This is a genomic window from Polaromonas sp. P1_F4 (genome assembly GCF_056405675.1).
Window position 1 is genome coordinate 334152 of record NZ_JBFUBP010000002.1, and the last position, 26333, is coordinate 360484.

General features: G+C 61.2%; 24 protein-coding genes. 9 read left to right on the forward strand and 15 right to left on the reverse strand.

What is annotated here, in order from left to right; translation table 11 throughout:
* Positions 1 to 239 precede the first annotated feature (239 nt).
* Positions 240 to 2651, forward strand: coding sequence for a penicillin-binding protein 1A (locus tag AC1DYQ_RS06595; RefSeq protein WP_477686100.1), 2412 nt, complete (start codon positions 240 to 242; stop codon positions 2649 to 2651).
* An 81-nt stretch (positions 2652 to 2732) separates the two neighbouring features.
* Here the strand turns inward: AC1DYQ_RS06595 and cyaY are convergent, their stop codons facing one another.
* Positions 2733 to 3083 (reverse strand): iron donor protein CyaY, encoded by a 351-nt coding sequence (gene cyaY, locus AC1DYQ_RS06600; RefSeq protein WP_477686101.1) that lies wholly within the window; start codon positions 3081 to 3083, stop codon positions 2733 to 2735.
* A 12-nt stretch (positions 3084 to 3095) separates the two neighbouring features.
* Between cyaY and lptM the strand changes: the two genes are divergently transcribed.
* Both lptM and lysA read left to right on the forward strand, forming a co-directional pair.
* The gene (gene lptM, locus AC1DYQ_RS06605; RefSeq protein WP_477686102.1) at positions 3096 to 3305 is read left to right on the forward strand and encodes an LPS translocon maturation chaperone LptM; all 210 of its coding nucleotides are present in this window, start codon (positions 3096 to 3098) and stop codon (positions 3303 to 3305) included.
* Between the two features lie 162 nt (positions 3306 to 3467).
* Positions 3468 to 4751: a diaminopimelate decarboxylase gene (gene lysA / locus AC1DYQ_RS06610; protein ID WP_477686103.1), complete on the forward strand. Its 1284-nt coding sequence runs from the start codon at positions 3468 to 3470 to the stop codon at positions 4749 to 4751.
* A 59-nt stretch (positions 4752 to 4810) separates the two neighbouring features.
* Here lysA and AC1DYQ_RS06615 read toward each other — a convergent pair whose 3' ends face one another.
* The 5 genes from AC1DYQ_RS06615 to AC1DYQ_RS06635 all read right to left on the reverse strand — a co-directional run bounded on the left by AC1DYQ_RS06615 (position 4811) and on the right by AC1DYQ_RS06635 (position 11213).
* Entirely contained in the window at positions 4811 to 5458 is a 648-nt protein-coding gene (locus tag AC1DYQ_RS06615) for a protein-methionine-sulfoxide reductase heme-binding subunit MsrQ (protein WP_477686104.1), read from the reverse strand.
* Between the two features lie 160 nt (positions 5459 to 5618).
* A complete protein-coding gene (msrP, locus tag AC1DYQ_RS06620) occupies positions 5619 to 6617 on the reverse strand; it encodes a protein-methionine-sulfoxide reductase catalytic subunit MsrP (protein WP_457279741.1) in 999 nt (332 codons plus the stop codon).
* A gap of 109 nt (positions 6618 to 6726) precedes the next feature.
* A complete protein-coding gene (ccsB, locus tag AC1DYQ_RS06625; RefSeq protein WP_457279742.1) occupies positions 6727 to 8127 on the reverse strand; it encodes a c-type cytochrome biogenesis protein CcsB in 1401 nt (466 codons plus the stop codon).
* Positions 8124 to 10343, reverse strand: coding sequence for a cytochrome c biogenesis protein ResB (locus AC1DYQ_RS06630; RefSeq protein ID WP_477686105.1), 2220 nt, complete (start codon positions 10341 to 10343; stop codon positions 8124 to 8126). The genes ccsB and AC1DYQ_RS06630 overlap by 4 nt, the downstream gene beginning before the upstream one ends.
* Positions 10344 to 10541: 198 nt before the next feature.
* Positions 10542 to 11213, reverse strand: a complete 672-nt coding sequence (locus tag AC1DYQ_RS06635; protein WP_477686106.1) for a c-type cytochrome — start codon at positions 11211 to 11213, stop codon at positions 10542 to 10544.
* A 209-nt stretch (positions 11214 to 11422) separates the two neighbouring features.
* On the opposite strand from AC1DYQ_RS06635, the gene yihA reads away from it, so the two are divergent.
* Positions 11423 to 12151, forward strand: coding sequence for a ribosome biogenesis GTP-binding protein YihA/YsxC (gene yihA / locus AC1DYQ_RS06640; protein WP_477686107.1), 729 nt, complete (start codon positions 11423 to 11425; stop codon positions 12149 to 12151).
* A gap of 101 nt (positions 12152 to 12252) precedes the next feature.
* Positions 12253 to 13164 (forward strand): alpha/beta fold hydrolase, encoded by a 912-nt coding sequence (locus AC1DYQ_RS06645; protein WP_477686108.1) that lies wholly within the window; start codon positions 12253 to 12255, stop codon positions 13162 to 13164.
* Between the two features lie 88 nt (positions 13165 to 13252).
* Here the strand turns inward: AC1DYQ_RS06645 and AC1DYQ_RS06650 are convergent, their stop codons facing one another.
* Both AC1DYQ_RS06650 and AC1DYQ_RS06655 read right to left on the reverse strand, forming a co-directional pair.
* Positions 13253 to 14149 carry a lysophospholipid acyltransferase family protein gene (locus AC1DYQ_RS06650; protein WP_477686109.1) on the reverse strand — a complete coding sequence of 299 codons (897 nt, stop codon included), beginning with the start codon at positions 14147 to 14149 and terminating at the stop codon, positions 13253 to 13255.
* Entirely contained in the window at positions 14146 to 15006 is an 861-nt protein-coding gene (locus AC1DYQ_RS06655) for a lysophospholipid acyltransferase family protein (protein WP_477686110.1), read from the reverse strand. The genes AC1DYQ_RS06650 and AC1DYQ_RS06655 overlap by 4 nt, the downstream gene beginning before the upstream one ends.
* A gap of 176 nt (positions 15007 to 15182) precedes the next feature.
* On the opposite strand from AC1DYQ_RS06655, the gene metK reads away from it, so the two are divergent.
* A complete protein-coding gene (gene metK / locus AC1DYQ_RS06660) occupies positions 15183 to 16364 on the forward strand; it encodes a methionine adenosyltransferase (protein WP_457279749.1) in 1182 nt (393 codons plus the stop codon).
* 248 nt (positions 16365 to 16612) lie between these two features.
* Here the strand turns inward: metK and AC1DYQ_RS06665 are convergent, their stop codons facing one another.
* The 4 genes from AC1DYQ_RS06665 to AC1DYQ_RS06680 form a co-directional block, all read right to left on the reverse strand.
* Positions 16613 to 16816 carry a hypothetical protein gene (locus AC1DYQ_RS06665; RefSeq protein WP_477673515.1) on the reverse strand — a complete coding sequence of 68 codons (204 nt, stop codon included), beginning with the start codon at positions 16814 to 16816 and terminating at the stop codon, positions 16613 to 16615.
* Positions 16817 to 16841: 25 nt separating this feature from the next.
* Positions 16842 to 17063, reverse strand: coding sequence for a hypothetical protein (locus tag AC1DYQ_RS06670; protein ID WP_477686111.1), 222 nt, complete (start codon positions 17061 to 17063; stop codon positions 16842 to 16844).
* Between the two features lie 169 nt (positions 17064 to 17232).
* Positions 17233 to 18612 carry a hybrid sensor histidine kinase/response regulator gene (locus AC1DYQ_RS06675; RefSeq protein WP_477686112.1) on the reverse strand — a complete coding sequence of 460 codons (1380 nt, stop codon included), beginning with the start codon at positions 18610 to 18612 and terminating at the stop codon, positions 17233 to 17235.
* 114 nt (positions 18613 to 18726) lie between these two features.
* A complete protein-coding gene (locus tag AC1DYQ_RS06680) occupies positions 18727 to 20229 on the reverse strand; it encodes an ATPase domain-containing protein (RefSeq protein WP_477686113.1) in 1503 nt (500 codons plus the stop codon).
* 443 nt (positions 20230 to 20672) lie between these two features.
* Between AC1DYQ_RS06680 and AC1DYQ_RS06685 the strand changes: the two genes are divergently transcribed.
* The 3 genes from AC1DYQ_RS06685 to AC1DYQ_RS06695 all read left to right on the forward strand — a co-directional run bounded on the left by AC1DYQ_RS06685 (position 20673) and on the right by AC1DYQ_RS06695 (position 23680).
* Positions 20673 to 20963, forward strand: coding sequence for a co-chaperone GroES (locus AC1DYQ_RS06685; RefSeq protein WP_007872916.1), 291 nt, complete (start codon positions 20673 to 20675; stop codon positions 20961 to 20963).
* A 92-nt stretch (positions 20964 to 21055) separates the two neighbouring features.
* A complete protein-coding gene (gene groL / locus AC1DYQ_RS06690; protein WP_411877453.1) occupies positions 21056 to 22708 on the forward strand; it encodes a chaperonin GroEL in 1653 nt (550 codons plus the stop codon).
* 291 nt (positions 22709 to 22999) lie between these two features.
* Positions 23000 to 23680 (forward strand): OmpW/AlkL family protein, encoded by a 681-nt coding sequence (locus AC1DYQ_RS06695; protein WP_477686114.1) that lies wholly within the window; start codon positions 23000 to 23002, stop codon positions 23678 to 23680.
* A gap of 18 nt (positions 23681 to 23698) precedes the next feature.
* Here AC1DYQ_RS06695 and AC1DYQ_RS06700 read toward each other — a convergent pair whose 3' ends face one another.
* The 3 genes from AC1DYQ_RS06700 to AC1DYQ_RS06710 are packed head-to-tail and all read right to left on the reverse strand — an operon-like array spanning position 23699 to position 26318.
* Complete coding sequence (locus AC1DYQ_RS06700; RefSeq protein WP_477667359.1) at positions 23699 to 24646, reverse strand: AraC family transcriptional regulator; 948 nt, start codon at positions 24644 to 24646, stop codon at positions 23699 to 23701.
* Positions 24643 to 25626, reverse strand: coding sequence for a carbohydrate kinase family protein (locus AC1DYQ_RS06705; RefSeq protein ID WP_477686115.1), 984 nt, complete (start codon positions 25624 to 25626; stop codon positions 24643 to 24645). The genes AC1DYQ_RS06700 and AC1DYQ_RS06705 overlap by 4 nt, the downstream gene beginning before the upstream one ends.
* A gap of 20 nt (positions 25627 to 25646) precedes the next feature.
* On the reverse strand, positions 25647 to 26318 hold the full coding sequence (locus tag AC1DYQ_RS06710; protein ID WP_477686116.1) for a transaldolase family protein: 672 nt from the start codon (positions 26316 to 26318) through the stop codon (positions 25647 to 25649).
* Positions 26319 to 26333: the final 15 nt, after the last annotated feature.

The following is a 26333-nucleotide window of genomic DNA, read 5'->3' on the forward strand; positions in this document are numbered from 1 at the left end:
GCCCTGCATACTTAAGAAATCACTTGAATAGTAGCAGTAAGCTCTTTGTGCAGTAAGGATTTTTCCTGTTTTGGGCGCTCGGAACGTTGTCAAAAGCAGACGGTCTTACCGAGCCATGTCCTGACAGGGTTCCCCAAAACGATGTCTGCAAACGTAAAAGTATGGGGCTTGCGCTGACACCCCGCCCGCCCGGCTTGTCAGGATTTTTATAATGGTGACGCGACTTTACGATTGTCTACATGCCCTCCACACCCACGTCTTCTGATTCAAACTCTGCCCCGGTCAAGCAAGGTCGCGCAAAGTCCCTCGTCCCCCGCTGGCTGGTCATGCTCTTTTTGTGGAGTGGCGGCCTGTTGCTGGCTGGTGTTGCCGCCGTCTTGCTGTTTGTGGCTGTAGCGCTGTCGGTTGCCTACCCCAACCTGCCGGATATCTCTGACCTGTCAGACTACCGGCCAAAGTTGCCATTGCGGGTTTACTCCGCCGATGGGGTGGTTATTGGCGAGTTCGGGGAAGAACGCCGCAGTCTCACCCCGATCAAGGACATCCCGCAGGTCATGAAGGACGCGGTGCTGGCCATTGAAGATGCCCGCTTTTTCTCGCATGGCGGCGTGGATTACCTGGGCGTGATCCGGGCCGGCTTTGCCAATGTGGGTCGAGCCAAGAGCCAGGGCGCCTCCACTATCACCATGCAGGTGGCCCGCAATGTCTATCTGTCAGCCGAGAAAAGCTATACCCGCAAGATCTATGAAATCCTGCTGACCTTCAAGCTGGAGCACCTGCTGACCAAGGACCAGATCCTTGAGATCTATATGAATCAGATTTTTCTGGGGAACCGGGCTTATGGCTTTGCCGCGGCCTCAGAGGCCTATTTCGGCAAGCCCCTGAAGAACATCTCCATCTCCGAGGCAGCCATGCTGGCGGGCCTGCCCAAGGCGCCTTCGGCCTACAACCCCATCATCAATCCCAAGCGAGCCCGGGCCCGCCAGCTCTACATCATCGAGCGCATGGAAGAAAACGGCTTCATTACCGCCGAACAGGCCAAGGCCGCCAAGGAAGAAGAGCTCAAGGTCAGGACCGGGCCAGACGCGGGCCGGGTACACGCGGAATATGTCGCTGAAACCGTGCGCCAGCTGGTTTACAACCAGTACGGGGACGAAACCTACACCCGCGGCCTGAATGTCTATACCACCCTGCGTGCCACCGACCAGATGGTCGCCTACAAAGCCTTGCGCAAGGGCATCATGGACTATGAGCGCCGGCAAATTTACCGGGGCCCCGAGAAGTTCATCGATCTGCCGGCCAATGCGCAGGAAACAGAAGATGCGATTGACGACGCACTGACCGACAACCCCGACAACGGAGATGTGATGTCGGCGATCGTGCTGGAAGCCAATCCCAAACGGATTCTGGCCATGCGCCAAAACAGCGAAACGGTTGAAATTACCGGCGACGGCCTGAAACCCGCTCAATCCGGGCTGGCTGACAAGGCGGGGCCCAACATCAAGATTCGCCGCGGCGCCCTGATCCGCGTGGCGAAAACACAAAAAAACACCTGGGAAATCACCCAGTTGCCTGAAGTGGAAGGCGCTTTTGTGGCCCTTGATCCGCGCGACGGTTCCATCCGGGCACTGGTGGGCGGGTTTGATTTCGAAAAAAACAAGTTCAACCATGTGACCCAGGCCTGGCGCCAGCCGGGTTCCAGCTTCAAGCCTTTTATATACTCCGCCGCCCTCGAGAAGGGCTTTACCCCAGCGACCGTGGTGAATGACGCCCCGCTGTTTTTCGACGCCGGCGTCACTGGGGGCCAGCCTTGGGAGCCCAAAAACTACGACGGCACTTTCGACGGCCCCATGAGTCTGCGGACCGGCCTGAAGAAATCCAAGAACATGATTTCCATCCGCATACTGCAGGCTATCGGTGCCCCGTATGCGCAGGATTGGATCACCCACTTCGGCTTTGAGGCCGAAAAACATCCCGCCTACCTGACGATGGCGCTGGGCGCCGGATCGGTCACCCCGATACAAATGGCCACCGCTTATTCGGTATTTGCCAACGGCGGTTACCGCGTCAATCCCTACCTGGTCACCAAAATCACCGACCAACGCGGCAAAGTCCTGCTGGAAAGCAAGCCCCCCGTGCTGGACGAATCGGCCCGGGCCATCGATGCGCGCAATGCGTTCATCATGGACAGCCTGCTGCAGGAAGTCGCACGCTCGGGTACCGCGGCCAAAGCGCAAGCCACGCTCAAGCGCCCCGACCTTTTCGGCAAGACCGGTACCACCAATGACTCGATCGACACCTGGTTCGTGGGTTTCCAGCCTACTCTGACGGCGGCGGTGTGGATGGGTTACGACACGCCGAAAAAACTCGGCGACCGTGAAACCGGCGGCGGCCTGAGCCTGCCGATCTGGATCAACTTCATGGAATACGCCCTCAAGGGCGTGCCGGTGACCGAATACCCGCCGCCCGAAGGTGTCGTCAACGTTGGCGGAGAGTGGTATTACAGCGAATATGCCAAAGGCTCCGGGGTCAGCACGGTCGGTATACAACAGGACCCGGCAGCAGCGGCCACGCCGGCAGCGCCAGGCGCGATCCAGGTGCTACCGCCTTCGGACGAGAAAAAGCGCATTCTGGATCTGTTCAAAAACTGAGATGAAACGCATCAAAAAAGGGCTCCACGGAGCCCTTTTTTGTTTCAACGCCAAGCACGGCACACCTGCAAGCTCCTGCTGCTACGCCTTATTTGCTTCCGCCGAAGCCGCGAACACCAATGTCTGGCCGGCCTGCTCGCTGGCATAGCGAGACAAATTGGCAAAAAACTCGCTCGAGTCCTTGGTGTCAGCCCAGTGCCCGTCCCTGAATTTGTAGTGGAATCCGCCGGCCTTGGCCGCCATCCATATTTCCTGCAAGGGTTTCTGGAGGTTGATGATGATCTGGCTGCGGTTGGAGAAAGTCAGTGTGACCATGCCGCCAGTGCGCTGGTTATCGATATCCGCGTCGGTCTCATCATTGATCCGGTCACAGGCGGTTTCAACGGCCCTGAGCGCGCTCTCGGCCAGATCCTGGTATTCAAGGTCCGTCATTACAATCCCATCATGGTTTCTTCAGCTCAAATTTTAGGCCGCATCCGCCCTTCGGCCTCCCGCTATGGCCTTGCTGCAATTGTGGTCGGCGCGGCCTTGCTGGCCGGTTGCGGACAAAAAGGCGCACTTTACCTGCCAGTTCCCCCGAAGGTGCCGGCCACGGCCACCACAGCGCCGCCGGCTGCCGCGCCTGCAACACCGCCGGCGTCAGCCGCTCGCTGACCTGCAACCTGGCCGATTCATTGAAGATTCAGGCCATCCGGTGGCTGGGCCTTCAATCTAAAGGCGCCCGACCGTTCATGCCGTCAATCGATCATGGCGCGCAAGCCCTGCGCTCCTTAAGATAGTTGCCAATAACTCCAACCGCTTCAAAGCCCATTCTTCATGACCCGCCAACCTCTCCCCGGCCACCCCCATTTCGCTTACCGCGATACCGAGCTGTTTGTTGAAAATGTCCGGCTTCGCGATCTGGCCGCGGCACACGGCACGCCGCTGTTTGTGTATTCCAAGGCGGCCATGCTTTCGGCGCTGGCGGCTTACCAGCGTGGCTTTGCAGGGCGCAACGCGCAAATTTGCTATGCCATGAAGGCCAACTCCTCCCTCGGCATCCTGCAGGCGTTTGCCCGGGCGGGTTGCGGCTTCGACATCGTTTCGGGCGGAGAACTCAACCGCGTACTGGCCGCCGGCGGCGAAGCGCGGAAGATTATTTTTTCGGGTGTGGGCAAAACCCGCGGCGAAATGCGCCAGGCCCTGAGCGCCGGCATCGGCTGCTTCAATGTCGAAAGCGAAGCCGAGCTGGATGTGCTGTCCGGGGTAGCCTTGGCCATGGACATGCGTGCGCCCGTCAGCATTCGCGTCAACCCCGATGTGGACCCCAAGACGCACCCCTACATTTCCACGGGCCTTAAAGACAACAAGTTCGGCGTGGCACACGAAGACGCATTGCGTATTTACCGGCATGCGGCTTCGCTCAAAGGTTTGCAGGTCGTGGGCATCGATTGCCACATCGGCTCGCAGATCACCGACACCACGCCGTACCTTGACGCCATGGACCGGGTGCTCGACCTGGTGGCGGCCATTGAAACCGCGGGCATCCCGCTCGAACATATCGATTTCGGAGGTGGCCTGGGCATCAACTACAACAACGACACCCCGCCCGAAGCCGACGCGCTCTGGCAGCAGCTGCTCACGAAGATCGACGCACGCGGCTATGGCAGCAAAAAACTGATGATCGAGCCGGGCCGTTCGCTGGTCGGCAATGCAGGGGTTTGCCTGACGGAAGTGCTCTACGTCAAGCCGGGCGAACACAAGAACTTCTGCATCGTCGATGCGGCGATGAACGACCTGCCGCGCCCCGCGATGTACCAGGCTTTCCACGCCATCGTGCCCGTGTTGGCCGAAGGCAAAACTGCCGAAGCGACGTATGACGTCGTGGGCCCCGTCTGCGAAAGCGGTGACTGGATAGGCCGCGACCGCGTGCTGTCTGTCACGGCGGGTGACCAGTTGGCCGTGATGTCGGCAGGTGCGTATTGCATGAGCATGGCCAGCAACTACAACACACGTGGCCGGGCCGCCGAACTTCTGGTTGACGGTGGCGAAGTGCACCTCATACGCCGCCGGGAAACCGCCGAAGACCAGATGCGGCAGGAACAGCTGGTAGCGGGTTGAGACTGGAGCCGGGCTCACCGGTCACAAGCCGGCCTCGTGAAGCGCGCATATCGCTATCATTATGATAGCTGGTTGCGCACGTCGTATATGGGTTTCAGCCTCTTTTTCCTCAAGGACTGCTGCACACGCCAGCCGAGCAGCAGGGCGATGATCGCGGCGTAAACGAACACTTCGGCAAAATTGTTCTTGCCGGCGCGCATCCAGAAAAAATGCAGCAGCCCCAAGCCGGCAATCAGGTAGACCAGCTTGTGCAGCCACTGCCAGCGTTTGGCACCCATGGCTTTGATGGCCGCATTGAAGGACGTAGCCGCCAGGGGCGTCAGCAACACAAAGGCCGAAAACCCCACGAGGATGAAAGGCCGCTTGGCGATGTCTTTGGCAATATCGGCAAAGTCAAAGCCCATGTCGAACCAGCTGTAGCTCAGCAGGTGAATGACGACGTAGAAATACGCGAACAGCCCCAGCATGCGCCGAAAGCGCGCCAGTGCAGGCGTGCTGGTGATGACCCGAAGCGGCGTGACCGTCAGGACGATACAGATAAAGCGCAATGTCCAGTCGCCGGTGGCGCGTATCAACGCCTCGGCCGGATTGGCGCCCAGCTGGTTAGTGAAAGCGCCATAGAAGAGCCACGCAAAGGGCAGCAGGCAAACGGCGAAGAGCATTGGTTTAGCAGCAGGATGCAGCAACCATTTTTGCGAGCTTGCCATCACAGCCATCCGCTATCGGAGCGACTCTCGTCGAGATGCAACGCCCCATGCCCCTCACACCAGCAGGGGCCGCGGAACCGGCTTTGCCGGGCCGCAGGCGCAGCGGCCCCCCCGGGGGGCAGCGCAGTACGCGAAGCGACAAGCGTGGGGGCCATATTGTTCAGAAATTCTTCTTGAGGTCCATGCCCGCGTAAAGCTGGCCAACCTGCGCTTCGTAACCATTGAACATCAGCGTCTTGCGCTTCTTGGCAAAGAGGCCGTCTTCACCGATACGGCGTTCGGTGGCCTGGCTCCAGCGCGGGTGGTCGACGTCCGGGTTCACATTGGAATAAAAGCCGTATTCCTGCGCAGCGGCCTTGTTCCAGGCGGTGCGCGGCTCCTTGTCGGTAAAGCGGATCTTGACGATGCTCTTGCCGCTCTTGAAGCCGTACTTCCAGGGCAGCACCATACGCACCGGCGCGCCGTTCTGGTTGGGCAGCACTTCGCCATACATGCCGAAGGCCAGCAGCGCCAGCGGATGCATGGCTTCGTCCATGCGCAGGGCTTCCACATACGGCCAGTCGAGCACGCGGGAACCCACAAACGGCATGGTCTTGGGATCGGCCAGGGTGACGAATTCAACGTATTTGGCGTTGCCCAGCGGCTCGACCTTCTTGATGAGCTCCGACAGCGAATACCCCACCCACGGGATCACCATGGACCAGCCCTCGACGCAGCGCAGGCGGTAAATGCGCTCTTCCTGCGGTGCCAGCTTGATCAGGTCTTCGAGCGTGAAAGTCTTGGGCTGCTTGACCAGGCCTTCGACGGCCACCGACCAGGGCTTGGTCACCAGGGTGTGGGCGTTCTTGGCGGGGTCGGCCTTGTCGGTGCCGAACTCATAGTAATTGTTGTAGGTAGAGGCGTCTTTGTAGTCGGTGATCTTTTCCATGGTCACCGCACCGGCCACCGCCGATTTGCCACCGGCCAGCGCCGCCAGCTTGCCGGGTTTTTGTACCGTTTGCGCCATCGCCTGGCGCCCGGCCCATCCGGCCATGGCAGCACCTGCGGCGCCAGTGGCCATCAGTTTGATGAGGTCGCGCCGGCCGTGATAAATGCCCTGCGGCGTGATCTCGCTGGGAACGGGGTGGTCGAAGCCGCTGGCGTGGGTCCTGATGAGCATGTGAGGTCCTTGAAATCCGTTTAAGGGTTAGTCTGAATACGCAGCAACTTCTTACAGGGATTCAACCCGGCCGGCGAATTAACCCGACCTTACAAGGACTTGCTGCCGGCTACAAGGTTCCGTAGCTGTGCAGGCCCGAGAGGAACATGTTGACGCCCAGGAAGGCAAAGGAAGTCACGACCAGCCCCACCAGCGCCCACCAGGCAGCGACCGTGCCGCGCAGCCCTTTCATCAGCCGCATGTGCAGCCAGGCGGCGTAGTTGAGCCAGACAATCAATGCCCAGGTTTCTTTGGGGTCCCAGCTCCAGTAGCCGCCCCAGGCCTCGGCGGCCCACAAGGCACCCAGCACCGTGGCGATGGTGAAGAAGGCAAAGCCTACAGCGATGGCCTTGTACATCAGGTCGTCCATAACGACGGCATCCGGTGTGTGCGCATTGATCGCCTTGCGCGCCCAAATGACGGCCACAAAGAAGATGACGGTGGGAACGACCATGCGCAGAGCCTTACCCATGGCGGGAGCCATTTCAGCCGATCCGAAAAACATCACGGCCGTCAAAGGCAAGACAACAAGGACGGTCGGCAAGGCAACCAGGCCAATCCACAGAGATTTGCTGGTCGCGGTTTTCAGCAACATGGTCAGCGCAACCATCGCGGAGAGTGCGAAAGTCCCGTAGCCGATAAAGTTGGCCGGCACATGCAGTTTCATCCACCAGCTTTTGAGCGCAGGCACTAGCGGCTGGATCTCATGCGCTTCCCGCACAACGGTGTACCAAAGCAGAAAACCGACGGCTGCGCTGACCACCAACATGACAAACGCCCCTAAAGTGCGCGTGTTGTACTGCGCTTCGAAATAGAGATAAAAGGTGGTGGTCAGCCAGCAGAAAAGCACGAACACTTCATACAGGTTGCTGACCGGAATGTGTCCCACATCTGCGCCTATCAGGTAACTTTCGTACCAGCGCACCAGCGTACCGATCAACGCCATGCTGACGGCGGCCCAGGCAATTTTTGAACCTACCGACTCGAGCACGGCGCTATGGCTGCTATGGCCCTGCGCATTGGTCGCGCCGCTTGCGAACATGCCCAGCCAATAAAAAATCGTGCTCATGAAGAACAGCACGCTCATCCACAAAATGGCCGACTGGCTGGAGAGGAAATACTTGAGCCAGAACACCTGTTCGGCGCGCGCCAGATCTCCCTGGTAGGACGCGATGCCCAGCAGCGCGAAGGCGCTGACCACCATCATCAGCACCCGCAACGGCCGCCAGAACCAGCCCATGGCGATAGCCGCCGGAATGGCCGCGAACAGGATGCCTTTTTCATAGACATCCATGAAATCACTGTAGCGGGCGAAGGCATACAGCAAGCCGCCGGTGACCAGCGCAGCAAACACCCAGTCCAATACATTGCGCCGGGCGAAATAGCCCTCGTTCAGGCTCAGCGTGCTGTCGCCGCCGGCCTTCAGCGTGGTGGTGTTCACCGCGGTGTGGTTGATCGTGGAGGTATTCATAAAGGCGCCTGCAACAGTTTCGTTTTCAACATCTCAAACTCCTTGTCACCGTCCATGGTCTTGCGGTTGGTCGACAAGGCCATGGTGGCCTGACTGTGGCCTTCGGCCGATTCTGGCATTGAACCCGCAACATTGCCATCTTCTGCCTGACCGCCCCCTGCGCTGCGCGGTGCCAGCCAGACCCAGACGCGGCGTTCGCGCACATAAAGCATGGCGAACACGCCCAGGATCAGGAAGGCGCAACCCAGGTAGACGATGGTCTTGCCCGGTGCACGCGCTACCTGGAACACGCTGGCCTGGACCTGGGTGAAGTCTTTCAGCTCAAACGCCATGGGCGCGGGGTAAAAATTGGCGTCCGACAGGCTCAGCACCATTTGCGACATGAAGGCCCGCGTCTTTTCATCCTGGCCCAGCGGCTTGAGCCCGGCCTGCTCGCGGGTCATCTGCGTCAGCTCAAACAACGCGCCGTTGAGGATACGGATCAGCACCTCGCCGGCGCGGTTGCGCTCGGCCTCGGGCACGTTGGCCTCCATGAAATCAGAGATGGCCTGCAGGCCTGCAGCGGTTTTGGGCTTGCCCGTCGAGCCTTGCGCTGCGCCCGCTGCGTCTGCAACGTCACCGGCAAAAAGGGCCAGTGCCCGCGACGTCGACGCAGCAAGCTGCTGCGTCAGCTCCGGCCGCTCCCGGCCAATGGCCTGGCTTGCGTAGCGCCTGACCGCCAGCTCACGCTGCGCCGGATTGGCGAGCGCCGCGCGCAGCCGCAAAAAGGTCTCCATGCCGCCTTCAGCATCCACCGGGATCCGGAGGTACTGGAAAGGCGCGGACGGTGTTTCGCGCACGCCCATCAGGTAGACCGCCGGGCTGTCTTCCGCCGGATCCGTCTTGACCGGCAGCATGTAGTTGTGAAATTCACGGGCCTGCCCGGATGCATCGCGCAGCTTGTAGCTCACGCTGGGGCCTACGTTGCGCAGCTCTTTTTGCGTCACGGTCTTGTTCGCCGCGCCAAGCCGTGTGTCAATCGCCTGGTGCAGGTCGACCTTGCGCACATCGGCCCCGGAACCCATGCTCCCGCCCGACGCGAAATTTTCCACGTTGATGACCCGCAGCGCGGTGTATTCCAGCGTCAGCTTTTCGGCGCCATCGCCCTGCCCGTTGGTCAGGCCGCTGGAGCCGCCGATCGTGCCCTGAATTTCAAACGGCTTGCTGGCCGCGGCCATCGGAATGGCCTTGAGCGTCACGCTGGAGCCGCCGTCGTCGAAGCTCGACTGGTAAATCTCGATCCCGCGGTGGTTGGCCGGGTGATTGACCTCCACCCGCGCCGGGATCTTTTCGCCGGTTTCCTTGTCGTGGATGATGATGTCGCTGGCAAAGAGCTTGGGCATGCCGGTCGAGTAGTACTCAACGATGAACTTCTTGAGCTCAATGGAAAACGGCAGTTCCTGCAGCAATACGCCGCCCGGCTGGTTCAGGATGGCGGTGCTGGACTGTGTGCCTTCGGCCACCAGCAGGTTGGCGCGAAACGTCGGGTTTTTGTCGCTGAGCCGGTGCTGGGCCGGCACGTCGGCAATCAGGCCGCCGCCGGCATAAATCGATTTGCCGTTCAGCCACATCTGCACGCGCACGATCATGTCGCCGTCAAGCAGACCGCCCACGCAGACCAGCACGATCGCGCTGTGCGCTGCGATGTAGCCCAGTTTGTTGGCCGCGCCTTTTTTGGCCGCCACCATCCAGCCGTTGCCGGCGCGCTGCTGCAGTTTCACCTTCCAGCCGCTTTGCACCAGCGTCTGGCCAATGCGGCGCGCAGCTGCTTCGGGTGACTCGGCCAATGCGGCCTCGGCACGGTGGCCAAAGGCCTTGAGGCTTTGCTCCCGGACGTTTTCCTTGAGCTGGTTCAGGTCCGCGAAGATCTTGGGGGCGTTGCGCGCAATGCACAAAGAAGTAGAGACCACCAGAAAAGCCAGGATCAGCAGGAACCACCAGGCGCTGTACACGGTGTTGAGGCTGAGCAGGCTGAACACCTGCGCCCAGAACGGGCCGAACTGGTTCACGTAGTTGCCCAGCGGCTCCGCCTGCTTGAGCACCGTGCCGATGATCGACGCAATGCAGATCACCGTCAGCAGCGAAATGGAAAACCGCATGGACGACAGCAGCTCCACCGCCGCCCGCCAGCTGCGGGAGCCCCAATTGACCTTCATACCCTCGGTGGAAACTGTCATGCTTGAAATGGAACCTGCGGTTGGCTCACGAAAGCCCGCGAACCAGAAAAAGAAGGGAAAAAGAAAAAAGGCGGGCTTTCATCAGAAAGACCCGCCTTGGTGTGATTGATTTTGGAGGCTTGGGTTCAATACTGCAGGCAGCCTGCGGGTACTTTCAGCAAAAAATCGCTCGCCTGCCAGTCCTTTGCTGTTCTTTGCTTAGCGCAGGCCGGCAATGTAGTCGGCCAGCGCGCGGATTTCACGGTCGTTCAGCTTGGCGGCCACCTGGCTCATGGGCAGGCTGTTGCCGCGGCCGCCGTCACGGAAAGCCGTCAACTGCGTCACCGTGTAGTCAGCATGCTGGCCGCTCAGGCGGGGATATTGGGAAGGAATGCCGGCGCCCGTGGGGCTGTGGCAACCCGCGCAGGCTGCGATCTGGCGATCCTGCACGCCGCCGCGGTAGATCCGCTCGCCGAGTGCAACCAGTTCCTTGTCTTTGGCAAAGCCGGTTTTGGCTTTCTTGGACGTCGCCCAGTAAGCGATGTTTTTCATGTCGTCTTCAGACAGCGCCGCCGCAAAGCCCTGCATGATGGGGTTCTTGCGCTTGCCGGCCTTGAATTCCTGCAGCTGCTTGACCAGGTATTCGGGATGCTGCTGCGCCAGCTTGGGGTTGGCAGGGGTGCCGGAATTTCCGTCAGCGCCGTGGCAGCTGGCGCAAACCGCGGTGAAGCTGGCCTCGCCCTTGACCAGATCAGGCTTGGCAACCTTGGCCGGGGCTGCTGCAGGAGCCGAAGCGGCGCCGTGTGCAGGTGCGGCTTCACCGGCAGCAAAAGACGACACGGCAGGCACGGCCAGCAAGGCGGCCAGGAGAGAAGTAACGAACAGCTTCATATCGGGGGTTTTAATTGGTTGGCGCACAAAACTTATAACTTTCTGATTTTACAATGGCTTCAGGGCACCCCCGATTATTCGGGTCTTGCCGCGGCAACGGGCCAGCAGCTCCGCACCGCCTCAGCGCTTCCCGGGTTCCGTCCCCGAAGCCATTGCTCCCTCCAACGCATGCCGGTAGCGTGCAACCGATCTCCAGGGACCGCCCGATCATGACCTCACCTTCTCCGTCCAAACCATCTTTAGCGGCAACCGGCGCGCCCGACCCCAAAATCGCGATGGGCTGGCTGCACACGGCCAAATTCCTGACGACGGCGCCCGAGCTCAAGCACCTGCCCCGTGTCGACGTGCCTGAAATCGCCTTTGTCGGCCGCTCCAACGCCGGTAAGTCCACCTGCATCAACACACTGACGCAGCAACACCGGCTGGCGTTTGCCTCCAAGACACCGGGCCGTACGCAGAGCATCAACCTCTTCAGCCTTGGCAAACAGGGTGTGACGGACGCCGTGCTGGCCGACCTGCCGGGCTACGGCTATGCGGCCGTGCCCAAGGAAGCCAAGTACCGCTGGCAGCAGGTGATGGGCAACTATTTGCAGACGCGCGACAACCTCAAGGCCGTGGTGCTGCTGTGCGACCCGCGCCTGGGCCTGACCGAGCTCGACGAGATCCTGCTGGACGTGATCCGGCCACGGGTGGAAGACGGCCTCAAGTTCCTGGTGCTGCTGACCAAGTCCGACAAGCTCAACAAGACCGAAGCGGCCAAGGCGCTGTCCATTGTGCGACTGCAGGCCGGCGGCGGAGACGTCAAACTCTTTTCTTCGCTGAAGCGCCGCGGTGTGGAGGAAGTAGCCCAGCATTTGTGGGACTGGGCCCATCCGGCAGAGAAACCGGTAAAACCCGCCAAAGCGGCACCTGAAGAGCTGCCTGAGATTAACGACTGAGCAGTTTCAGCCGCAAGGAGTGCCGGGGCCTGGATTTTTAAGGAAAAAGCGGCTTTAACCCCACAGGAGCGGGCGCAAGCAGCTATAAAAAATATAGCAACATGATCGCCACCAGCTTGTGCACATTGCCCCACGGCATCACCTTGTCTTGCCGGACTGCCGGTGAAAAAGGCCGCCCTGTCCTGATGTTCCTGCACGGCTTTCCGGAAGCAGCTTTTGTCTGGGACGGCTTGCTGGAACACTTTGCGCGGCCTGAAAACGGCGGTTTTCAGTGTGTGGCACCCAACCTGCGCGGCTTTGAACATTCCAGCGCGCCGCTGGAGGCGGCCGCCTACCGGCCCAAACACCTGGTGCAGGACATTGCAGCGCTGATTGCGCTGGAGGGTGGCCAACTAGCTTGTCTGGTGGCCCATGACTGGGGCGGCGCGGTGGCCTGGAACCTGGCCGCGGGCCACCCCGCGCTGATGAAAAAGCTGGCCATCATCAACTCGCCGCACCCCGGCACTTTTCTGCGCGAACTGCAGCATTCACCGGCACAGCAAGCCGCCAGTGCCTACATGAACTTCCTGATTCGCCCCGATGCCGAAGCCTTGCTGGCCGAAGATGACTTTCGGCGGCTCTGGGATTTTTTTACCAAGATGGGCGCAGCCGATGGGCCGCACGCCTGGCTGACCGAAGCCGTCAAGGACCAATACCGCGAAATCTGGCGCCAGGGCCTGACAGGCCCCTGCAATTACTACCGTGCTTCGCCCTTGCGACCGCCGCGGCCCGGGCCGCCGCACAACGACCCGGCCGCCGCCGCAGTGAGCATTCCGCGCGACATGCTGGAAGTTCACCTGCCGACGCTGGTGCTCTGGGCACTGGACGATACGGCCTTGCCGCCCGCGCTGCTGGAGGGCCTGGGCGACTACGTGCCGCAGATGGATTTACGCCGCATCGAAGGCGCAACCCACTGGATCGTGCACGAGCAGCCCGCATTGGTGGCGGCCCACCTGCAGGATTTCCTGCGCTAGATTGCTATTGATTTAATAGCTGCTTGCGCTCGTCCTGCATGGCCTGAAGGCCTGTTTCCCTAAAATTTTGGCCCCAACCCGCCAGCCATCAATACAGGGACGGCTCGCCTTCGGGCCGGGTTTTAAAGCGCTTGTGCACCCAGTAGTACTGGGCCGGCATGGTGTTGATGTAGTCCTGCAGCTGCGCATTCATGCGCGCGGTGTCGGCCACCGGGTCGTCGCTCGGGAAATCCACCCAGGCCGGCAGCACCTCCACCTTATAACCCGTCGGGGTGATCCGGGGCAACAGGGGCAGCACCTTGGCGCGGCCCAGGCGTGCAAATCGAGAGAGAGACGGGACCGTTGCGGTGGGTATGCCGTAAAAAGGCACGAACACTGAATCGTCGGGGCCGAAGTCCATGTCGGGCAACAGGTAAAGCGGCTGCCCTTCCCGAAGGGCGGCCACAATGGGTTTGACGCCATCACCCCGCCCAAAAAGCCGCAGGTTGCCAAACCGCCGCCGGCCTCGCAGTATCCAGCGGTCGACCAGTTTGTTCGACTGGTCGGTGTAAATGGTGGTCGAGGGCCGCGGCATCTGCAGCGCCACACCGGCCCATGCTGCATCCAGGCCGACGAAATGCGGCAGGAATATCACCGTGGGCTCATTGCCCTCCAGTTCCTGCACAGCCCCCGTCACCTGAACGCGCCGCTGCACCCAGGCCTGGGGCGCATGCCAGAGCCACGCGCGGTCCAGCCAGGCCTGGGCAAAAAATACAAATGTCAGCACCGTGAGGCGGCGCCGCTCTGCGACCGGGTAATCGGGAAAGCACAACGCGAAATTGGTGGCCACCACGCGCCGGCGCGAGCCTACCACCGCATACAACATCCAGCCGAGCAGCACGCCCAGGCCACGCGTCCAGGAAAGCGGCAGCAGCGCCAACACGCGCATGAAAAAAATGCCGCCGCGGGTCACGATCCGGCTGGCCATCTGGCGGGGAGTCTTCAAAGGGGAGTTTCCTTGCGTGGTGTCTTGTAGCGTGCGTAGCCCCACAAATACTGGCCCGGCTGGCTCAGCACAATGGCTTCGATCGCCCGGTTGATCTGAGTTACCCCATGCAGCAGGTCGGCGCGCGCGCCGGAATCAGAGGCGTCCATCCCCTGAACCGGTGGCCATATCTTGAGGAAATACCCTTTGCCGCGGGCCAGGCGCTCGCAACTGACGGGCAGCAGCACCGCACCGCTTTGCAACGCCAGCCGCGCGGCCAGCGTCATCGTGTAGGCCGGCTTGCCAAAAAAAGGCGCCCACACGCCCAGGCCTTCGGGCGGCACCTGGTCCGTCAGCAGAGCCACGGCCTGGTTGGCCTTGAGGGTTTTATGCATGAGGCGGATACCGCTCAGGGAGGCGGGCACGACAGTGAGGTTGGCCCGGTCACGCGCAAGGCGTTCCAGACGGGCCAGCCAGGCCTTGCGCGCGGGCCGGTAAATCGCGGTAATGGGCCCATACAGTTCGGCGAGCGCCTGAGGGCCCAGCTCGAAGCTGCCGCAATGGGGGCCGAAAAAAATCACACCACGGCCTTCGGCAAAAGCCTGCTCCGCGTGCACCTGGCCTTCAACACGGACATTACCCAGGCAGGACTCCGAAGCCGGCCGCATCCACAGTTTGGGTAGTTCGGCAATAAAGCGCCCAGCCTCGGCAATCGCCGGGCGGGCGACCGCGAACGGCAGTCCGGCCTGCGCCACATGTGCCCTGAACTGGGCGCGGTAGCGCGGACTCAAGCCCCACACCAGCCAGCCCAGCATGCCGCCCAGCGCATGCAGGGCGGCCAGCGGCCAGAGGGAAAAGAAGCGAAACAACCAGGGCATGAATCAGGTGAAAGGGGTATCGAAAGGTTACGCCGGCCAAAAACCAGCCGTCATATAATGCGGGCTGTCGCCGAGTTACTGAACTACTTGCAGGGCGACATTAAACCAAACTGCTAAAGCGTTCGCCGAGGCATTCCAGCCGGCAACGCGCCGACAAACTTCATGGAGTGTACGCAATGGCGAACGATTTTCTCTTTACATCCGAATCCGTCTCTGAAGGCCATCCCGACAAGGTCGCCGACCAGATTTCCGACGCAATCCTCGACGCAATTTTCAAGCAGGACCCACGCAGCCGCGTCGCCGCCGAAACCCTGACCAACACCGGCCTCGTCGTGCTGGCCGGTGAGATCACCACCAACGCGCATGTCGACTACATCCAGGTCGCGCGCGACACCATCAAGCGCATCGGCTACGACAACACCGAATACGGCATCGATTACAAGGGCTGCGCCGTCATGGTTTGCTATGACAAGCAGTCCAACGACATCGCCCAGGGCGTAGACCATGCCAGTGACGACCACCTGAACATCGGCGCCGGCGACCAGGGCCTCATGTTCGGCTATGCCTGCGACGAAACCCCGGACCTGATGCCCGCGCCGATTTACTACGCTCACCGCCTCGTCGAGCGCCAGGCCCAGCTGCGCAAGGATGGCCGCCTGCCTTTCCTGCGCCCCGATGCCAAGAGCCAGGTGACCATGCGCTACGTAGACGGTAAGCCGCACAGCATCGACACCGTGGTGCTGTCGACCCAGCACAGCCCCGACCAGAGCGAAACCGCCCACAAGATGAAGGCCTCGTTCACCGAAGCCATCATTGAAGAGATCATCAAGCCGGTACTGCCCAAAGAGTGGCTCAAGGACACCAAGTACCTGATCAACCCGACAGGCCGCTTCGTTATCGGCGGCCCGCAGGGCGACTGCGGCCTGACCGGCCGCAAGATCATCGTCGACACCTACGGCGGCGCCTGCCCACACGGCGGCGGCGCGTTCAGCGGCAAAGACCCCAGCAAGGTGGATCGCTCAGCCGCCTACGCAGCCCGTTATGTGGCCAAAAATATTGTGGCCGCGGGCCTGGCACGCCAGTGCCAGATCCAGGTGGCGTATGCCATCGGCGTAGCCCGCCCCATGAACGTCACGGTCTACACCGAAGGCACCGGCGTGATCTCCGACGAGAAACTCTCGGCCCTCGTCAACGAACACTTTGACCTGCGCCCCAAGGGCATCATCCAGATGCTGGACCTGCTGCGCCCCATCTACGAGAAGACGGCAGCCTACGGCCACTTCGGCCGCGACGAACCGGAATTTACGTGGGAAAGAACTGATAAAGCTGCTGCGCTTCGCGCTGCAGCCGGCCTGTAAGGCCGCCGGGCGGACAACCCGGTATCAGTTCTTCAGCGCAGGCTCACTTCGCGCAGCGAAGTTAAGGGCCGAAGGCCTGCGCCGACGCTAAACGACCGATAAAGCAGCTGCGCTTCGCGCGGCTGCAGGCCTGTAAGGCCCCGAACGAAACAAGCTTGTGCGGCTTTCAGCGCAGGCTTGCTTCGCGCTACGAAGTTAAGGACCAAGAGGTCCCTCCCCCTCGCTAATCCAGAAGATCACCCCGCGATTCAACCGCGCGTGTAGGGGCTTTTCCCGACATGCGGGGTATTGCCCAACTCTTCGGACGGCGCGTTGTCGGCTTTGGGCTGCGCGATGGTCTTGTTGGTGCCCTCTCTGCCGTATTCCTCGGCAGATATGGCGTCAGGCTGTGCGGCTGACCCGTTCTTGCGGTCACGATCACTCTTTGGATCGATGCGTTTTTTCAGGCCCATCTTGTGTCCTTCGTGTCGCCGGACATCAGGTAACAAAGCTGCTGAAATCCGCGGCGGGAAATGCAGATGCCGACATTGATGGCATTCCCCCCCTGGAATCACGGGCAGCGTGCGATACACCAAAACCGTTGCCGGTAACGATGAACGGCCAGGCACTGCGGGATTTCCCCGTTTCCATGGCGATTTCGCGTGCAGGCCGGGTTGCCCGGATTTCCGGTTCATGCAGGGGAAAGCTGTCTAGAAACATGGCGGCGCCAATGAAGGCTTTGAGTGGCTGGGTTTTGACTGTAGGTTCACGCCTGGCCGCGATGCGTCAGCGGGATAGGAAATGCGTGTAGGACAAGCTCGAATCAGGCACCACTTCCTTTGGTTGGAGCTTTAATTCCCGGCATTCCGGCCGCTGCTTTTTACCCACATCAGGCAACGAGGCAGGACATCAGGCTTTCGTAATCCACCGGTTTGACCAGGTGATGGTTAAACCCGGCCAGACTGGCAAGGGCTTTGTCTGTTGTCTGTCCCCAACCAGTGAGTGCAATAAGGACCATGGTTTCAGTGGCCGGCTGCTGGCGGATCAAGCGTGCTGCGTCGTACCCGTTCATGCCGGGCATTCCGATGTCCATGACGATAACGTCCGGCCTGTGAGCCTTGGCGGCGGCAACGGCGGCCACACCGTCATACGCCGTTGTCACTGCAAAACCATCCATGCCAAGCAAAGCTCCCAAGGTATTGGCCGCGTCCACGTTGTCGTCCACCACCAGGATTTTTTTGGCGTTTCCGGACCGGGCGGGGCCCGCCACTTGAACAGGCGATACAGGATGCCCGCCCTCCAGAACCACCGGCAGCGCCAGGACGAACTCACTGCCATGACCAAGGCCTTCACTGCTGGCATGCAGAGTGCCGCCGTGCATCTCGGCAAACTGCCTGGCCAGGCTCAGACCGATTCCCAGACCGGTCGGCGCTTCGCCAGGCACGGGCGTCTGGGCAAACAGGTCAAAGATTTTTACCAGAGAAGACGCCTCAAGCCCGATCCCGTTGTCGGCGACACGGAAAGTCACCACAGGCCCCTCGACGTCCGCGCGCAGCACGATATGACCGCCTGGATGCGTGAACTTGGCGGCGTTGACCAGAAGGTTGGCGACGCTTTGCACCAGGCGCGCGTGATCGGCATCCAGCAGATACGGTGCGTCCGGCTCCTGCACGTCCAACCGGTGCTGCTTGCTTTCCATGGCGGTACCAGAAATCTCCACCGCATGGTTAATCACTGATTGCAGTGTGATCTGCCCCCTTTTCAGGGTGACCTTGCCGCTGGTGATGCGGGCCACGTCCAACAGGTCATCCACCAATCGCGTCAGGTGAGCCACCTGGCGGTCCACGACATTGCGCAGTTGCGTGATCTGGCCCGAGTCCGGGTAAAGATGCCTGAGGATTCCCATGGACGTACGGATCGGCGCCAGCGGATTGCGCAGCTCATGCGCGAGCGTAGCCAGGAACTCGTCCTTGCGCTTGTCGGCATCGCGCACCTGGTATTGCCTTTCGCGTGCCCGCACGGCCGAGCGGGTGGCGGTAATCAGGGCAATGGTGCGCACGGGCCGTTCCACCAGCGTCACATTGCCAAGATGCTCGACCGCCCGCTGCACATCCAGCGAATCTGCGCCGCTGCGCGTCAGCAGCAGGATGGGGATGTCCGACCAGGTGGGTTGTGAGGCCACGTAGTCAGCCAATGGCCGCATGGCGGCACCACTGACAACCTCTTCCACCAGCAAGAGGGCGCCGGCACCCAGCGGGAGTTGCGTCATAAGCTCATCGCTGTTTGCACACACAATGCTGTGGATACCCACCGACTGAAGCACCCTGGCGGTCAGCGCCGCGTCCCGCCCTGTAGGCGCACAAATGACGATTCGCCGCTCCACCTATCTTGCTCCGCGGGCAGCACCCACCTCAGGATCGTTGCCGAGGTAGACGGGCACCCCCGTCAGAATGCCGCGGAAGCCGCGCAGCGGCGCGCCGACATGGATGCCCTTGTGCGACATCGAGAATTCGCGGATGGTGCGCTCGTGCAGGCTGCCTCGCTTTTTGAACACCGATACGGCCTGCTTGACTTCGCCGTCATGCTCGAAGTAGCGCAGCATGAGTACGTTGTCGGCCAGGTAACTGGCATCCACCGTGGTGGACATCTGGCCGCCCAGCATGCCTTGCTGAACGCCTATCAGGATGGTCACCACACCGCGCTGGCCCAGGTAGGTCAGCAATTCGTGCAAATGCGTTGTCAGAAAACGCTCGTCCGGCATGGCATTGAGGTAACCGTTGATGCTGTCGATGACGATGACTTTGCAGCCCCGGTCTGCGGCCCGGCACACTACGGTCGTGAACTCCCCAGGGGACAGCTCGGCCGGGTCAATCTGCTGAATGCTCAGCACGCCGCTTTCATAGGGCTCGCGGATTTTCATGCCCAGGCCGTCTGCGCGGTTCAGCAAATTGTTTGCCGCTTCTTCAAACAGGAACATGGCGCTGGTCTGCCCGCGTTCCGCTGCGGCGGTGACGAACTGGGCCGCCAGCGACGACTTGCCGGTACCCGGGGGGCCGGCAATCAGCGTGCTGGTGCCCTCTTCCAGGCCGCCGCCCAGGAGAGTGTCGAGTTCGGGAAGGCCGCTTTTGAGCTGTTCCCGTTTTCCCATCACGCGCGACTCGGCCGCCACCAGGCGCGGGTACACGCACAGGCCCCCGTACTGGATGTCGTAGTCATGCAGGCCGCCACGAAAGGCGATGCCGCGGTACTTCACCACGCGCACCCGGCGCCGCTCGGCCCCGTAGTCCTTCACGGACTGGTCCAGCGTGATCACGCCGTGCGCAATGCTGCGCACCTGAAGGTCTATGCCGGCAGCCGTGCGGTCGTCGAGCAACATCACGGTGCAGGAACGGCTGGCGAAGAACTGCTTGAGCGCCAGCACCTGGCGGCGATAGCGTAGCGGCGTATCGGCCAGCAATTGCAATTCGGAGAGGGAATCAATCACCACCCGGGTCGGTTTTCGCTCTTCAATCACGGACAGAATCATCTGTGTGGTGGTGCCCATCTCTACCTCCGAAGGGTGGAACATGGTGTATTCCGCCTCCGGCATCAGCAGGTTTTCAGACGGCAGTACCTCATGGATGTGAATGCCCCCCATGTCCCAGCCATGGGACTCGGCAACCCCGGCCAGTTCTGCCGCCGTTTCGGCCAGTGTGATGTACACAACGGACTCACCCTGCCGGGCGCCTTCCACCAGAAATTGCAGGCCGGTGGTGGTCTTGCCGGTGCCAGGCTCACCTTCAATCAGGTAGATCCGGTCCTTGATGAGGCCGCCTCCAAGGATGTTATCCAGGCCTGGGATGCCGGTTGAAAGGAACTGAAGCTCGGTTGAGGTCTTTGTGGTCATGGTTACAGGGATGCGGTTGTGAGCCAACATGGCACGGAAAGAACAATCCGCAACACCCCGTTAAAGAACGAAGCGGCTTGTAACACCTGGATAAATAGTAGCCAGCAGCCTCCAAAATCTCCGGTTTGCAGAGCCTGAGTTGAGCGTAGGACGACACGCCGTCCCTTCGTCTCCCGTCAGCGTTTCTCCACTCGCCCCCTCCGGGACGCCGCCGGACGGCCCGGGGGTGGGAATCCAAGAATCAGTCCGGTTCACGGGTAAAGCACCAAAACAGCGGTTTTCAGTAGCACCACCTTGAAAACGGGTCTGATTGCCTCTATGATTAGCACTCGATGGTATTGAGTGCTAACAAAGCTCAGTCAATCCACCAAGTTAACGGGCACTCACTTTTACGCGGGTGCTTTTTGATTCCCAAAACCATTGTTCTCAAACAAGGAGCTCTCATGAAACTTCGTCCTTTGCACGACCGCGTGATCGTCAAACGCGTGGAAAACGAAACCAAAACCGCTTCCGGCATCGTCATTCCTGACAGCGCCGCTGAAAAGCCTGATCAGGGCGAAGTGCTGGCCGTTGGCCCAGGCAAGAAGAACGACAAGGGCGAACTGAGCCCCGTGGGCGTGAAAGTTGGCGACCGCGTGCTGTTCGGCAAATACAGCGGCCAGACCGTCAAGGTCGACGGCGACGAACTGCTCGTCATGAAAGAAGAAGACCTGTTTGCAGTGGTCGAGAAGTAATCTCTCTTCTGCTATTTATTTGATAGCTGCTGGCGCACGTTGTATATGGGCCGGCAGGCGATTTCATCCATAAACTTTAAGGAATCTGCATCATGGCAGCAAAAGACGTAATTTTCGGCGGCGAAGCCCGCGCACGCATGGTCGAGGGTGTGAACATCCTGGCCAACGCCGTCAAGGTAACCCTGGGCCCCAAAGGCCGTAACGTGGTTCTGGAGCGCTCGTTCGGCGCCCCCACGGTGACCAAGGACGGTGTGTCCGTCGCCAAAGAGATCGAACTGAAAGACAAGCTGCAGAACATGGGCGCGCAGATGGTCAAGGAAGTCGCTTCCAAGACCTCCGACAACGCCGGCGACGGCACCACCACCGCCACCGTTCTGGCTCAAGCCATCGTCCGCGAAGGCATGAAGTACGTGGCCGCGGGCATGAACCCGATGGACCTGAAGCGCGGTATCGACAAGGCCGTGCTGGCCCTGACCGAAGAGCTCAAGAAGGCTTCCAAGCCCACCACGACTTCGAAAGAAATCGCCCAGGTCGGCTCCATCTCCGCCAACTCTGACGAATCCATCGGCAAGATCATTGCCGACGCAATGGACAAGGTTGGTAAAGAAGGCGTGATCACCGTGGAAGACGGCAAGTCCCTGCAAAACGAGCTCGACGTCGTCGAAGGCATGCAGTTCGACCGCGGCTACCTCTCCCCTTACTTCATCAACAACCCTGAAAAGCAGTCCGCACTGCTGGACAACCCCTTTGTTCTGCTCTACGACAAGAAGATCAGCAACATCCGTGACCTGCTGCCTACCCTGGAGCAAGTCGCCAAGGCCGGCCGTCCGCTGCTGATCATTGCTGAAGAAGTCGAAGGCGAAGCCCTGGCAACTCTGGTGGTGAACACCCTGCGCGGCATCCTGAAGGTTGTGGCTGTGAAGGCCCCTGGCTTCGGCGACCGCCGCAAAGCCATGCTGGAAGACATCGCCTGCCTGACCGGCGGCAAGGTCATCGCTGAAGAAGTCGGCATGTCGCTCGAAAAAGTGACGCTGGCTGACCTCGGCCAGGCCAAGCGCATCGAAGTGGGCAAGGAAAACACCATCATCATCGACGGCTCCGGCGCCGCTGCCGACATCGAAGCACGCGTCAAGCAAGTGCGCGTCCAGATCGAAGAAGCGACCAGTGACTACGACCGTGAAAAACTGCAAGAGCGCGTGGCCAAGCTGGCCGGCGGTGTTGCCGTGATCAAGGTTGGCGCTGCCACCGAAGTCGAAATGAAGGAAAAGAAGGCCCGCGTGGAAGACGCGCTGCACGCTACCCGCGCTGCCGTGGAAGAAGGCATTGTGGCCGGCGGCGGCGTGGCCCTGCTGCGCGCCAAGCAAGCTGCTGGCAAGATCGCCGGCGACAATCCTGACCAGGATGCCGGTATCAAGCTGGTGCTGCGCGCCATCGAAGCCCCCCTGCGCGAAATCGTTTACAACGCAGGCGGCGAAGCCTCTGTGGTGGTCAACGCGGTTCTGGCTGGTAAGGGTAACTACGGCTTCAATGCAGCCAACGACACCTACGGCGACATGATCGAAATGGGTATCCTGGATCCCACGAAGGTCACCCGCACCGCACTGCAGAACGCAGCCTCCGTCGCATCCCTGATGCTGACGACCGAGGCCATGATTGCCGAAGCTCCGAAAGAAGAGTCCGGCGCCGGCGGCGGCATGCCAGGCGGCATGGGTGGAATGGGCGGCATGGGCGACATGGGCATGTAATGCCTGCCTGAGCTTTTCGCTCCATCAAAAAGGGCCGCTTTCGCGGCCCTTTTTTTATTGCTCGTCCACTTTGTACGAAAAACGTTTTCACACAGCAAGGCCTTTCGTCTGCGGCGCCACAGTCTCTTCACAAAAACGGGGAGGAAGATGCTGCACGTTGGCGCCTGCCGCTACCATGATTTCTCATGAGCCACCGGATGACTTCCCTCGCCCCGTGCGATGGCGCGAATACCGCCGGCACAAACAATGACGCCATAGCAACCCGAACACATCCCGCATTCGCACTTGCCCATGAATCCCTCCCAGAAACTCTTCATAGCGGCCGCCCTGGCGGTTTCTTCCGTATACGGCTTTGCACAACAGGCGGGCACATGGTCCGTGTCGGCCGGCGTCACGCGGATTGCGCCTTCCGTGAACAGCGGCAGCCTTTCGGCGCCGTCCGGAACTGGCGTAATTCAGGGCGCGAAAGTCGACGTCAGCAACAGTTCCAGGTTAACGGCCGCCGTAAACTACATGGTCACCGACCACATCAGCCTGCACCTGCCGCTCGGTTTGGGCTTCAGGCATGACGTCAGCGGCGCAGGTGTGCTCGCTGGCGTTGGCACAGTGGCCGACACCCGGGCCTTGCCCATCACGCTGATCGCGCAATACCGGTTTCTTGATGCCGACGCCCGGTTTCGTCCTTACCTGGGTGCGGGCCTCTCCTACGTGAAGTTCTACAAGGAACGCGGCACAGCCCTGCTGACCGCGTTGACCAACCCAGGCGGCCCCGCCACAAGCGTATCCTTCAAGTCGAAATTTGCCCCCGCGTTGCAACTGGGTGGTATTTTCAACCTCGACAAAAAATGGTTTGTAGAAGCCAGCTATACCAAGACTTTCCTGAAAACCCGCGGCACGCTCAGTACCAACCAGACCATCGATGTGGGCCTTGACCCTGATTGCTTCACCTTGCAACTGGGGTACAAGTTTTAATTTCACGCTACAGGACCATCAGGATAATCGGCCAAAACGGTCGTCTGTCTGCCGCCTGAACTCGGTAGGCGTCATGCCCTTGATCTCCAGGAAACGCCGGTTGAAGTTTGCGACATTGTTGAAACCGACCTGATAGCAGATGTCGGTGACGTTGTGGTCGGTCTGCATCAGCAGGTGGCAGGCGCTGTTGATGCGCACACGGTTGACGAAGTCGGTAAAGCTGTTGCCGGTGGAGCGCTGGAAGAAGCGGCTGAAGCGGCTCTCGCTCATGCCGAGCTCGGCCGCCACGACTGACATCGAGATCGGTTCCGCCATGTTGGCGGTAATGCGGTTGACGATGCCGTTGATCTGGTCAACCTGTGCGTCGCCATCGGCGCCCTGCGTGCCTTGCATCTGTACGCTCGACAGCAGCCGGTAGTCCGTCCATTGCGCCAGGTCGGCCATGAACTCAAAAAAGTGGCCGAGGCGGCGCACGCCGCGCGCGGCCTTGATGTTGTCCCAGTGCGTCTGCGCCTGCTGCGACATGCCGAAGAACTCGATACCATGGCGTGCCCGTTCGAGCAGCTGCATCACTTCGCGCAATTCAGGAATCCCGGTTGCCGCGCGCTCGATGGGCTCGTGATGGAACTGGATCACCCGGTCGCGTCCCGCGGCGCCGCCTTCGGGCACGTCAAGCGAAATCCAGTTGTGCGGCAGGCGCGGGCCGCACAACACCAGATGACCGGGCTGAAACGGTCCGATCCAGTCGCCGACAAACGCCTTGCCCGAGGTCTCGGTGATCAGGTGCAGTTCATACTCTTCATGAAAATGCCAGCGTACCAGCGGGCTCGGAAAGCCATGTGCAAGACAGCGCACCAGACCGGTTTCAGGTGACTCGTAACCCAGTGATGGGGAGCGCGCAATATCGCGCTCCAGTTCGGGTTGGCGCTGACGGGGGATCGGGCGTTTGGATGTAGACGTTGTCATGGCAGTCTGGGGCAGGACCGTGAAGCAACGGCCTCATTGTCCTCTCGCACGAGCGCGGCGTGAACGGCCTCCAGCGTGGGCGGATCGGCACCTTCGCGGGTGCAGTTCAGTGCGGCGGCCGTGGCGGCGAAGTGCATCACTGCGCGCCAGGCGTCGCCGCTCAGCTCGCCAAGCTGGGCCGGGTGTTCGACGCCATGCGCAAGCAGCGAGACTGAAAGCCCGGCCGTAAAAGTATCGCCCGCGCCGATGGTGTCGACCACCTCAACACGCGGTGCCGCCACAGTCAACGGCTCGTGCCCCGTGCGCCAAAGCGTGGCACCGCCAGCGCCACGCGTGACGATGACCGCTCGCGCACCGGCGTGCAGGCAATCCGCTGCCAGCGCATCGACAGGCCTGCCGGGCGCCAGCAGTCCGGCATCTTCGTCGCTGAGCTTGACCAGATCGGCCATCGCAAACCAGCTCATGACGCGCGCGCGGTAGGCTGCCATATCGGAAATCAGGCTGGGCCGCACGTTGGGATCGAACACAATCACACGGCGCCCGGCATTGGCGGCCATCAGCCCGGTGATGCGCGTGGCAGCAGGTTCCTGCAGGAGCGCGATGGAGCCGAAATGCAGAAAACGGCATTCCGCCGGCAACTGCGGCAGCGGCTCAGGCGCCCAGGTCGCATCGGCGCTGCCGCGCGTATAGAAGGCATAGCGGTTGGTCTGCGGTGTGCGCTCAACGAAGGCCAGGGTCGACGGCGCATGGCTGCGCAGGATGAAACGGGTGTCCACACCGTTGCGTTCGAGAAAACGCATCAAGCGTTCACCAAACAGGTCGGTCGACAGCTGCGTGAGAAAACCAGTGGGCTGTCCGAGGCGTGCGCAGGCGACGGCCGTGTTGAGCGGTGAGCCGCCCTCGTGGCCCAGGAACGCCAGCGTGCCTGCCTCGCTGGCGGTGAAATCGATCAGGGCTTCGCCTGTGAGTGCAATGCGCATGGTTTTCGGATTGTCCTCTGTCAGGGCAAGGCGCGGGCGTCAGCCAGGAATCCGCGCTCGGCAGCCAGTGTGGCGGGATGATCGAGCAATTCTGCAAAGAGGCGCAGCGGAATCGTGATGGCGCCGACGCCCAACCTCAGCAAGGAAAGATACGCCTCGCGGGAGCGGATGCTCGCCACCAGCAGGCGCGTGCCGGACGAAGGCCGCTGTGCTACCAGCGCCTGCATCTGCGCGATCAGCGCCAACCCGTCGACACCAGCGTCCTCAAGCCGTCCCAGGTAGGGTGCCGCATAAGCCGCGCCCAGTTGGGCAGCAAAGTGCGCCTGCTCGGGCGCGTAGACAGCCGTCCACGTGACCGGCACACCTTGCGCGACAAGCCGGGCACCGGCATCGAAGCCCTGCCGTGTGGCGGGAATCTTCACGACCAGCTGGCCCTTGTCGAAGTGCGGCAGCAGGTCCTGCGCGTCTTCGAGCATGCCATCGACTTCGCTCGAATACACCTGCGCCTGCACTTGCCGCGCGCCCAGTTCGATACAGCGCGCCAGAAGGCCGGGCACCGCGGCGCGCCCGACGCCCGCTCGCTGCAGCAGCGTGGGGTTGGTGGTCACCCCGTGCACTACCGGATGCGGCAGGCAGGCCTGCAACTCGGTCAGGTCGGCGCTGTCGAGGTACAGATGGAAGTCTTCATTCATCGCGCTCTACCCCGA

Bases quoted from the DNA above. Each gene is read 5' to 3' on its own strand.
- AC1DYQ_RS06595 (WP_477686100.1), top strand. From the start codon at position 240: ATGCCCTCCACACCCACGTCTTCTGATTCAAACTCTGCCCCGGTCAAG.
- cyaY (WP_477686101.1), bottom strand. From the start codon at position 3,083: ATGACGGACCTTGAATACCAGGATCTGGCCGAGAGCGCGCTCAGGGCC.
- lptM (WP_477686102.1), top strand. From the start codon at position 3,096: ATGGTTTCTTCAGCTCAAATTTTAGGCCGCATCCGCCCTTCGGCCTCC.
- lysA (WP_477686103.1), top strand. From the start codon at position 3,468: ATGACCCGCCAACCTCTCCCCGGCCACCCCCATTTCGCTTACCGCGAT.
- AC1DYQ_RS06615 (WP_477686104.1), bottom strand. From the start codon at position 5,458: ATGGCAAGCTCGCAAAAATGGTTGCTGCATCCTGCTGCTAAACCAATG.
- msrP (WP_457279741.1), bottom strand. From the start codon at position 6,617: ATGCTCATCAGGACCCACGCCAGCGGCTTCGACCACCCCGTTCCCAGC.
- ccsB (WP_457279742.1), bottom strand. From the start codon at position 8,127: ATGAATACCTCCACGATCAACCACACCGCGGTGAACACCACCACGCTG.
- AC1DYQ_RS06630 (WP_477686105.1), bottom strand. From the start codon at position 10,343: ATGACAGTTTCCACCGAGGGTATGAAGGTCAATTGGGGCTCCCGCAGC.
- AC1DYQ_RS06635 (WP_477686106.1), bottom strand. From the start codon at position 11,213: ATGAAGCTGTTCGTTACTTCTCTCCTGGCCGCCTTGCTGGCCGTGCCT.
- yihA (WP_477686107.1), top strand. From the start codon at position 11,423: ATGACCTCACCTTCTCCGTCCAAACCATCTTTAGCGGCAACCGGCGCG.
- AC1DYQ_RS06645 (WP_477686108.1), top strand. From the start codon at position 12,253: ATGATCGCCACCAGCTTGTGCACATTGCCCCACGGCATCACCTTGTCT.
- AC1DYQ_RS06655 (WP_477686110.1), bottom strand. From the start codon at position 15,006: ATGCCCTGGTTGTTTCGCTTCTTTTCCCTCTGGCCGCTGGCCGCCCTG.
- metK (WP_457279749.1), top strand. From the start codon at position 15,183: ATGGCGAACGATTTTCTCTTTACATCCGAATCCGTCTCTGAAGGCCAT.
- AC1DYQ_RS06665 (WP_477673515.1), bottom strand. From the start codon at position 16,816: ATGGGCCTGAAAAAACGCATCGATCCAAAGAGTGATCGTGACCGCAAG.
- AC1DYQ_RS06670 (WP_477686111.1), bottom strand. From the start codon at position 17,063: ATGTTTCTAGACAGCTTTCCCCTGCATGAACCGGAAATCCGGGCAACC.
- AC1DYQ_RS06675 (WP_477686112.1), bottom strand. From the start codon at position 18,612: ATGACGCAACTCCCGCTGGGTGCCGGCGCCCTCTTGCTGGTGGAAGAG.
- AC1DYQ_RS06680 (WP_477686113.1), bottom strand. From the start codon at position 20,229: ATGACCACAAAGACCTCAACCGAGCTTCAGTTCCTTTCAACCGGCATC.
- AC1DYQ_RS06685 (WP_007872916.1), top strand. From the start codon at position 20,673: ATGAAACTTCGTCCTTTGCACGACCGCGTGATCGTCAAACGCGTGGAA.
- groL (WP_411877453.1), top strand. From the start codon at position 21,056: ATGGCAGCAAAAGACGTAATTTTCGGCGGCGAAGCCCGCGCACGCATG.
- AC1DYQ_RS06695 (WP_477686114.1), top strand. From the start codon at position 23,000: ATGAATCCCTCCCAGAAACTCTTCATAGCGGCCGCCCTGGCGGTTTCT.
- AC1DYQ_RS06700 (WP_477667359.1), bottom strand. From the start codon at position 24,646: ATGACAACGTCTACATCCAAACGCCCGATCCCCCGTCAGCGCCAACCC.
- AC1DYQ_RS06705 (WP_477686115.1), bottom strand. From the start codon at position 25,626: ATGCGCATTGCACTCACAGGCGAAGCCCTGATCGATTTCACCGCCAGC.
- AC1DYQ_RS06710 (WP_477686116.1), bottom strand. From the start codon at position 26,318: ATGAATGAAGACTTCCATCTGTACCTCGACAGCGCCGACCTGACCGAG.